Source organism: Sphingomicrobium arenosum, from assembly GCF_026157085.1.
Classification (GTDB): Bacteria; Pseudomonadota; Alphaproteobacteria; order Sphingomonadales; family Sphingomonadaceae; genus Sphingomicrobium; species Sphingomicrobium arenosum.
In genome coordinates this window covers 14030-23253 of the sequence record NZ_JANPVN010000001.1, presented here as the reverse complement: position 1 = coordinate 23253, position 9224 = coordinate 14030, and the positions used below count along the sequence as shown (strand labels likewise).

Genomic DNA, 9224 nt, shown 5'->3' with positions numbered 1-9224 from the left:
GCCACCGCGCCGCGACCACTAATCTATGAGGCTGATTTAACGCCCTTTTTTAAGCGCCAGTTGAACGCCGAAAATCCGCTTTCTGAGCCCTCTTCCAAGCGCCCATTGTGGCCAATATGGCTCCACCTCAGGCGCGAAAAAAATTTTCGATTTCGACCAAATGTGCCCGATCATCGACAAACGGCGGGGGCTTGGAGCCGCGCGAGTAGCGACGATGCGCTGCTCTATCGAAGCGACAAGAGCGTGCACGAGTCCCCGCGCGCTGATTCCGAAGAATGCCGCACGACCCGCTCGCGCCCACCGGCGCAACGCCACGCGCCCCCCGCTCGTCACTCAAAAGCGCCAGCCCAGCGGACCATGGGAAAGGCTCGCCCCCCTTTCCCTAGGGCGCGCGACCGTCCGCGGATCTCAGAAGGGAACATCGCAGCGCTGGCATGGTCGTCAGAAACCCGTGCGGAGTTTCACCGACAGGCCATAGGCCGAATAGTCGTTCGCTCCGATCCCATCGTAGAAAGTGTCGACGTCGACGCCGACCTGCCCTGTTCCGATGGTAACGCCCGCTTTCAGACGGGCGCGGAAGTCGTCACTCGATCCATCGAAGCCGGCCACGCCATCGGCGCGGCGTTCGCTGTCGAAGTCCCAAAGTCCCTCGATGCCGAAGCGCGGCGCGATCTGGACGTGGCGCTCGTTCGCTTCGATCCGTCGTTCGATCGTCGGGCCGAAGGCGAGACGTCCGACCTCGACGCTGACCGCCGGGATCGATACCTGCTGGCTGTCGACATAGGCCTCGCTCTCCTCACGGAAGCGGATCAGGCGCGCATGCGGTCGCAGCGACCAGCTCTTCGACAGGTCGAGGTCGCCGGTCACGCCGAAGCGATAGAGCGAGCGCGTCGCATCGAAGCCGTCGACATAGGTGCCATAGGGCGACACCTCATTGTCCGACTGGCCCCACGCCGCGCGGCCATCGACCACGAGGCGCGGCGCGAGACGGGCGGCGAAATAGGGGCCGACCATCCAGCCCGTGCCCTCGGCAGCGCTGCCCGCCGTATCGTCCGACAAGGCGGCATCGTCATACTGGCCCATCAGGCCAAGCAATGCCTTGTCATCGAAGCGATAATGCGCGCCGCCATGGACCATCCAGAGGTCGCTGTCGGTCGCGCCGCCGTCGGCATGGACGTAGGAGCCGCGAAGCCACAGGCCGATCCGCTTGGCATGAGCCTCGCCGAGCCGGACCCCGAGATCCGACAGGTTCAGCGTGCCGTTGAACGCCAGGCGCACATTGGCGCCCTCGCCATTGGCGGCGACGCTGCCGCCAGCGCCTTGATCGAGCAGCATCGAGCCCAGGTCGGGCTCGGCCGACATGATCTGGTCGCCGCGCCGTCCCATGAAGCCCGCGACGAGCGAGACGGTTTCCTTCCGGACCGCAGCCTCGTCGATATATTGGCCGGCATATGCGGCGGAGGCGGGGTTGCCATTGCCGGCACCGTCGACCACCGCGTCGGCGGCCAGCGCGACGCTGAAGGCGCCCATGGCGCTCGGCGTCACGGTGACGACATAATGGCTGGCATCGGTGGTGCGCAGGTCCGACACGCTGGCATTGACCAGCGTGAAGTCATCGAGCGCCAGCCCGCTGACCGCTTCGGAGAAGGCGATGGCCAGGTCGAACGGCCCGGTGATCCGCCCCGGCGCGGCGCTCAGCGTCGCGGTCGGGGCCTCGTCGTCGAAGGCCACCGCAATGTCGGCGGCAAAGGCCTTGGTCGGATTGCCCGACGCGTCCTGCGCCGCGCCCTCGGGCAGGCGGATGGCGATGTCGCCCCCGCCCGTCGGAGTGACGGTGATGATCCAGTCGGCCGGACCGCCCGACAGCGCGATCGTCGCATTCTCGACAATGAAGTCGGAGGCCTCGAGCCCGATGACCGGCTCGCCGAACGAGAGTGACAGGTCGAACGGCCCGTTGACGCTCGTCGGCGGCACCGAGACCACGGGTTCGGGCAACACCGCGTCGATCGCGATCGTGATGGTCACGATGGCGGCGGTTGGGTTGCCCGCGCCGTCTTCGCCCGCGCCTTCGGGCAGCGCGATGGTGACATCGCCCGCGCCGCTCGGCGTCACCGTGAGCACATAGCTACTCGGCCCGCCCGTCAGGATGACGCTCGCATTGGCCACGATGAAGTCCGAGGCGGTGAGGCCGAACACGTCCTCGCCGAAGGTGATCGGCAGGTCGAAGGCCGCGAGGCCCTCGCCCGCAGGCGGGCTCACCATGGGTACCGGCGCGGTGACGTCGTAGGCGACCGCGATATCGGCGGCAAAAGCCTTGGTCGGGTTCCCCGACGCATCCTGCGCCGCGCCCTCGGGAAGACGGATGGCAATGTCGCCATCGCCGGTCGGGGTGACGGTGATGGTCCAGTCGGCCGGACCGCCCGACAAGGTTATCGTCGCATTCTCGACGATGAAGTCGGCGATCTCGAGACCGGTGACCGGCTCGCCGAACGACATCGACAGGTCGAAGGGACCGTTGACGCTGGCGGGCGGGGTGGAGACCATGGGTTCGGGGACCACGGCGTCGATAGCGATGGTGATCGCGTCTACCGCGGCGGTGGGGTTGCCCGCCACGTCCTGCGCCGCGCCTGCGGGCAGCCCAATAGTGACATCGCCTGCGCCCGTCGGAGTCACGGTTAGGACATAGTCGGCAGGACCCCCGCTCAACGTCACACCGGCATTCGCGACGAGGAAGTCCCCGGCAGTGAGACCGGTGACCGGCTCGCCGAACGAGAGCGGCAGCGCGAAGGGCTGGAGGCCTGCACCGCTCGGCGCGGTGACGATCGTCTCGGGGACGGCCGTATCCTTGGCCGCCGTCGCATAGACCTCGTCACCCCCATTGCCCGCGGCATCGGACACGACGAGATAGGCCATGAGCGTCCCACCGGCGAGGCCGGACACATCGATGCCGTTGATGGTGTGGGTGCTACCAGAGGCCGCACCGCGCAGCACGATGGGCGTGCCGCCGCTTTCGCTAATTAGAGTGACGGAATAGGTCGAATCACTCTCCAGACCCGTCAGCTCAAGTGTGATGCCGGCGGCTTCGTTGGCGGCGATATCGCTATCGGCAAAGGCGATGGCATAGCCGGTCGGCGCTGCGAGATCGGCATCGATGGTGCTGCTGACACTGGTCCGGTTGCCATAGGCATCGGCCCCTTCGAGCGTGAGGGTCAGGATGCCGCTCGGCAGACTGCCCACAAAGGCCTGGAACGATGTGCTGCTGTCCGCCGGGATCGTGCCGGTGATGGGCGTGCCGCCATTGGAGGAGGTCACGCGATAGTCGAGATACAGGCCGCTGGTGTCGTCCAGCGAGATGGTGGTCTCGAGGACGCCCGAGAAGACCGACAGGGCGCCATGCGAAATGACCGGGCCGACGGTGTCCTTGATGAGCGCGGCCGAGACCCATGCACCGACATTGCCCGCAGCATCGGTGAGCCTGAAGCGCATCGTGACATCGCCATCGCCAAGCGCGGCGAGGTCGACGCTGCGCTGGTCCTGCGATCCCGAGACGGCATAGCTTTCGCTCAGGCTGCCGCCACCCGTAGACGCAAATTCGAGATCGACGGTGTAGCCAGCCGGATCGGAGGCGAAAAGCACCGGGACGTTGTAGGCGGCCGCATTGGCGCTGGCGATCACGGTGTCGAACAGGTCGAAGCCATAATCGATAGGCGCGCCCGTGTCCTTGGTTGCCGTGCCGGTCGCCGCATCACCGACATTGCCCGCCGCGTCGGTCAGCGTCATGGACAGGGTCAGCGTGCCATCGCCGAGACCCGACAGGTCGAGCCCCGACACCTGCTGGCTCGAGGCCGTGATCGTGCCGGTGCCGGTCACCGCCGTGCCGCCACCCGAGGAGCTGATTTCATAGGCATAGGTGGCGCCGATTTCGGCGCCGGTCATGTCGAACGAGACGCTGGCGGCGTCGGCCGCGCTGATCAGCGTGCCGCCGAACGCGACCGCATAGCCCGTGGGGGCGGTGACGTCGCGCTGAAGGGCCGCGGTCGTGGTGGCCGCGAGGCCCTCGTTGCCAACGCGGTCGGTCAGCGTCAGCGACAGCGTCAGCGTTCCGTCGCCGAGCGGCGACAGATCGATCCCGCTGACGGTCTGTGCTGCCGAGGTGACCGTGCCGTTCCCGGCGACGGGCGTCCCGCCGCCCGAGCTCGTGATGGTATAATCGAAGGTCGCGCCGACTTCGGCACCGGTCATCTCGAAGCTCGCGCTCGACAGGGTCGCGTCGTCATAGCTGGCCGCGCCGAGCGTCACCGCATAGCCGGCGGGGGCGCCGACGTCCTTGGTCGTGGTAGAATAGGTTGTGACGCTGTTGCCCGCCGGGTCGGTCACCATGACCATCGCCCAGACCGCGCCGTCGCTCACGCCGCTGGCGTCCAGCGCCGGCGATGCCATCTCGGTCGCGGTCGCGACGAAATCGCTTCCGTCGACCTGCGTGCCGTCCGTCTGGCTGCGCACGCTGACACGATAGGTCGCGCCGATCTCCAGCCCGGATAGCGCGAGCGTATAGGCTGTCACGTCGCCGCCATCGATCGGAACCGGCGTATAGCTTGCCGGCCACAGCGTCCGGTCGAGCGTGCCGATGGCGGTCGCGGCAGTGCCGATATTGCCGGCGGCGTCGGTGAGCGTCAGCGACAGCGTCAGTTCGCCCTCGCCAAGAGTGCCGAGGGCGATGCCGTCGATCAGCTGGCTCGCCGCCGTAACGGTGCCGCTCCCAGCGATCGACCCGCCACCCGAAGAGCTGATCGTCCAGGCATAGGTCGTCCCGACTTCCGCCCCGGTCAGGTTGAAATTGCCCCACTCAACGGACGACATCAGCGGATCGACGAAGCTCACCGAATAGCCGGTGGGCGCAGCGATGTCGCGCTGGAGCGTCGCCGTGTCGGTCACGGCCGCGCTGCTATTGCCATAGGCATCGGCCAGCACCACCGAGACGGTCAGCGTGCCGTCATTGAGGCTCGACAGGTCGATCCCCGTCACGATGTGGTTGCTGGAGCCGATCTCGCCGCTCCCGGTCACCGCCGCGCCGCCGCCCGAACTTGTAATGCTGTAGGCGTAGGTCGACGCGAGTTCGCCGTCGCTGACCACGATCGAGGCATTGCCGAGCGTCGCGTCGTCATAGCTGGCCGCGTCCATCGCCACCATATGGCCGCTCGGCCCCGACGCATCCTTGTCGACGGTGGTCATCGAGGTCGTCCGGTTGCCGACGGCATCGACGGCCGTCACCTCGATCATGATCATGCCATCGTCAAAGCCCGAGAGATCGAAGCCGGTGAACGACTGCGTGTCCGCGTCATTGTCCGCCAGCGACTGGGCGACCCACTTCGAGCCGCCAGATATGGTGACCTCGACCCGTGCGCCGATTTCGAGACTGGAGGCATCGAAGCTGAAATTGGCGGCATTGGCGCTGGTGATCAGGGACGCGGCGCTGATCACCGGCGCGCCCGGCGCGGTGGTATCGAGCGTGCCGCTGCTCATGACCGTCGCACCGACATTGCCTGCGCTGTCGGTGACCGTCATCTCTAGCGTGAGCGCGCCGTCGGCCAGTCCGCGCAGGTCCACGGTCGTGATCTGCGGGTTGCTCGCCACCGTGCCGCTGCCGGTTACCGGCTTGCCCCCGCCCGAACTCGTCACCCGATAGGTGAAGCTGTCGCCCACGCCCGCGTTGCGAAGGTTGAGTTGCGAGGACGAAGCCTTGTCCGCGGCGATATTCGAGACGTCGAAATAGGTGTCGTAGCCGCTTGGGCCGGTCGCATCCTTGATGGTACTCGCGGTCACCGCGCTCCCGGCATTGCCCGCCGCGTCGGTCAGCGTGAGCGAGAGGGTGAGCGTGCCATCGCCGAGCCCCGACAAGTCGAGGCCCGAGAGTTGCTCGCCGGTCGACGCGACCGTGCCCGAACCGGTGACCGCGCTGCCGCCGCCACTCGACGTGATCGAATAGGCATAGGTCGCGCCCACTTCGGCGCCCGCCATGGTGAAGGCCGCGTTGGTCGCTTCGGAAGCGTTCAGCAGCGCATCGTCGAAGCTCGCCGAATAGCCTGTCGGCGCGGTCGCATCGCCCGCCAGCGTCGCGGTCGCCTCGACGGTCGTGTGGTTGCCCTCGGTATCGGTCACCTTGAGTGTCGCCGTCAGCGTGCCCGCCGCCAGGCCCGACAGGTCGAGCGGGCCGATGTCGTTGCTGGGCGCGTTCCAGGCCTTCGACCCGCTCGCCGTCACCGGGGACCCGCCTCCCGACGACGTGATCGACAGTTCGAAATCGCAACCGCGATTGACCTCGCAGTTGAACGGCGCCGTCAGCGTCACCGCATCGCGGCTTTCCCATGCGATGGTGGGCGACGGAAAGGCGAGCGTCGGCGCCGGACCGACCGTGTCCTTTTCGGTCGGGCGCGCGACGTCGGCACTCTTGTTGAACTGCGGATCGGTGACCGAGGCGGTGACCCAGTAGGTTCCGTCGGCATAACCGGTCAGATCGATATAAACGACCTCGTCCGAAGAGGAGAAGGTGCCGGTGCCGGTGACCGTGGTGCCATTGAGCCGCCAGCTATACGTATCTCCCGCCTCCACGTTGGTGAAGCGCAGACCGGCTGTCGCGATATCGTCGGCGTTATATTGGGTCTTGGTCCACTGGACCGACGGGCTCGGGGCGACCGTGTCCTTGAGCGTGGTGGCGATCGACGTGAACGGACCGTTGCCCGCCGCGTCGGTGATCTGCAATTCGAGCGTCAGCGTGCCATCGGCCATCGCCGCCACATTGACGCCGGGCACCGCAGCGCTCGAGCCCGAGACGCCCGTCAGCGTGCCAGAGCCGCTCTGGCTCGCGCCGCCGCCCGAACTGGTCAGCGTATAGCTGTAGGTAGAGTTGCTCGTGGGCACCGAGATATAGGGCGCCGAACTGTCGAGGTTTGCACTGTTGATATAGGCCCGCGGGAAATTGGCGGCCGACGCGGGCGTACTGGTGTCCTTGAACGCCGGCGCGCCGCCGCTGTTGACCGCCTCGCCCACGTTGCCCGCGGCATCGGTCAGCGTCAGCACGACGCGCAGTTGCCCGTCGCCGAGCGAGGAGATGTCGATCCCCCCGACCGTCTGGTCGGCTGCCGTGACCGTGCCGCTCCCGGTGACGGTGGCTCCAGCCGAACCCGGCAGCGTGCCCGTGCTCGAAGTATAGCTGTTGAGCGTCGTGAACGAATAATTGTAGGTCGCGCCCACCTCGGCGCCCGCCATCACGAAGCTGGTGCTGGTCGATTCGCTCGCATTGACATAGGTGTCCGGGAAGCTGACCGAATAGCCAGAGGGAGCTTCGCTGTCGAAGACGAGCTCCGCCGTGTCGGTCACGACCGCGCCGATGTTGCCCGACCGGTCACGCAGCTTCACCTCGATCGTCAGCGTGCCTTCCGAGAGGCGGAAGCTGTCATTGATCGTGATGACCTGGTCGGCCGCCGTGCTGCTGGCCGTTCCCGAGGTGCTGCCGCCGCCGCTGCTCGTGACCACATAGTCGACATAGGATCCGGCCTCGCCGCCCGTCACGGTAAAGCTCATGCTGTCAGCGACCCACGCGGCATAATCGAAGCTGTCGGCGTCGAACGCCACGCCATAGCCCGACGGCGCGGTCACGTCCTTCTGCATGGACCAGTAGCGATCCGCCGCCGCATTACCCGCCGCATCGGTATAGCTCAGCTTGAAATTGACATAGCCGTCGGGAAGGCCGGACAGGTCCATCGCGGGGGTCGTCGACGGGCTACCGGTCGCGGTGCCGCTGACGCTGACCGTAGCGCCGCCGCCGCTGAACGGCGTGGCGGTCAGCGTATAGGTCGCCCCCGCCGTCGCATTGGTCAGTTCGACGGTATAGCCCGAGACATTGGCGGACGTGATCCACTGCGCCGAGAACATCGTCTCGATATCGTTTGGCGCCACCGTGTCCTTGGACGCCGTCGCGGAGACCGCGCTGCCGACATTGCTGGCGGCGTCGGTGAGCGTCAGCGAAAGCGTCAACGTCCCATCGGCGAGACCCGAGAGGTTGAGGCCCGTCACCTGTTGGTCGGTCGCGCTCACGGTGCCGCTGCCCGTAACCGCGCTGCCGCCACCCGAGGAGGTGATCGAATAGGCGTAGGTCGCGCCCACTTCGGCGCCCGCCATGGTGAAGCTCGCCGAGCCGACCTCGCTCGCGTTCATCGCCGCATCGTCGAAGCTTGCCGAATAGCCGGTGGGGGCGGTCGTATCGGCGGGTACAGCGCTGTAGCTGCGCGACACTGCCGGGCTGTTGTTGCCGGTCACGTCCTTGGCCGCCCCGGCGGGCAGCGTCAGATCGACGGTCGATGCGCTGGGCGTGATGGTGACGCTGAAGCTGTGCCCCAGCGTGTCGTTCTGCACCACGCTCTCGACGATGCCGCCGCTGATGGTGAAGTCGGACGCCTCGAGCCCGACGAGGCGCTCGTTGGCGCTGATCTCGATCACCCCGTCATCGGGCAGGTCGCCCGCCGGCGTGACATCGATGACCGGCGCGGGTCCCGGGTTATAATCGCCGGGGCAGGACGGGTCGACTTGAGAGGGATCGAAGACTACAGGCTGATCGTACAACGTGCGATATTGAACGTATGTCGTCGTGGGCGCATAGAAGTCCGTGGTTACGTAGGTCGTAGATTCGGCATAATAGACATAGGAACGCGCCTGCGCGAGCTTCGAGGTATCTAACGACGGAACCGTCACGCTATCAGGCGATGCCTGCACCTTTGCGGAAGTGATGACCGTGCCACCCTGATGAAACCCGACGTAATTGCCCGTGTAATAGTCACGGGCGGGTGACGGGGTCGGATAGGACGACCGCGTCGGGGCGGTGATCGTGAACACGGTGGGGCTCGCGCCAAGACCGCAATCGCCGTCCTGCGCCAGCGAGATGGATGCCTTGCCCGCCGTCACCGTCCCCGCGTTCGCCATCTGCGGCAGCGTCATCGAGGTGGTGGCAAGAAGGAGAAGAGCGGTACGCTTGGTCGACATGGCAATGGCTTCCGGAACTGATCCCGGAACATGGTCGCCGCGCACCCCCGTCCATGCCGGTCACGTGAACCGGCACGCCAGGAATGATCGAAGTGAAATCCCCCCCAGGGACCGCCCTCGTCAACGCGAACTCCCACCCCCCGGGCGGGACAACGCTTCTTCGGGACGGCATACCACCAGGGAGAATC

Annotated in this window: 1 protein-coding gene; it reads right to left on the bottom strand. The window is 66.6% G+C overall.

Annotated features, from left to right (window positions below; genetic code table 11):
* Positions 1-441 precede the first annotated feature (441 nt).
* Positions 442-9036 (bottom strand): Ig-like domain-containing protein, encoded by an 8595-nt coding sequence (locus NUW51_RS00080; RefSeq protein ID WP_265561653.1) that lies wholly within the window; start codon positions 9034-9036, stop codon positions 442-444.
* Positions 9037-9224 lie beyond the last annotated feature (188 nt).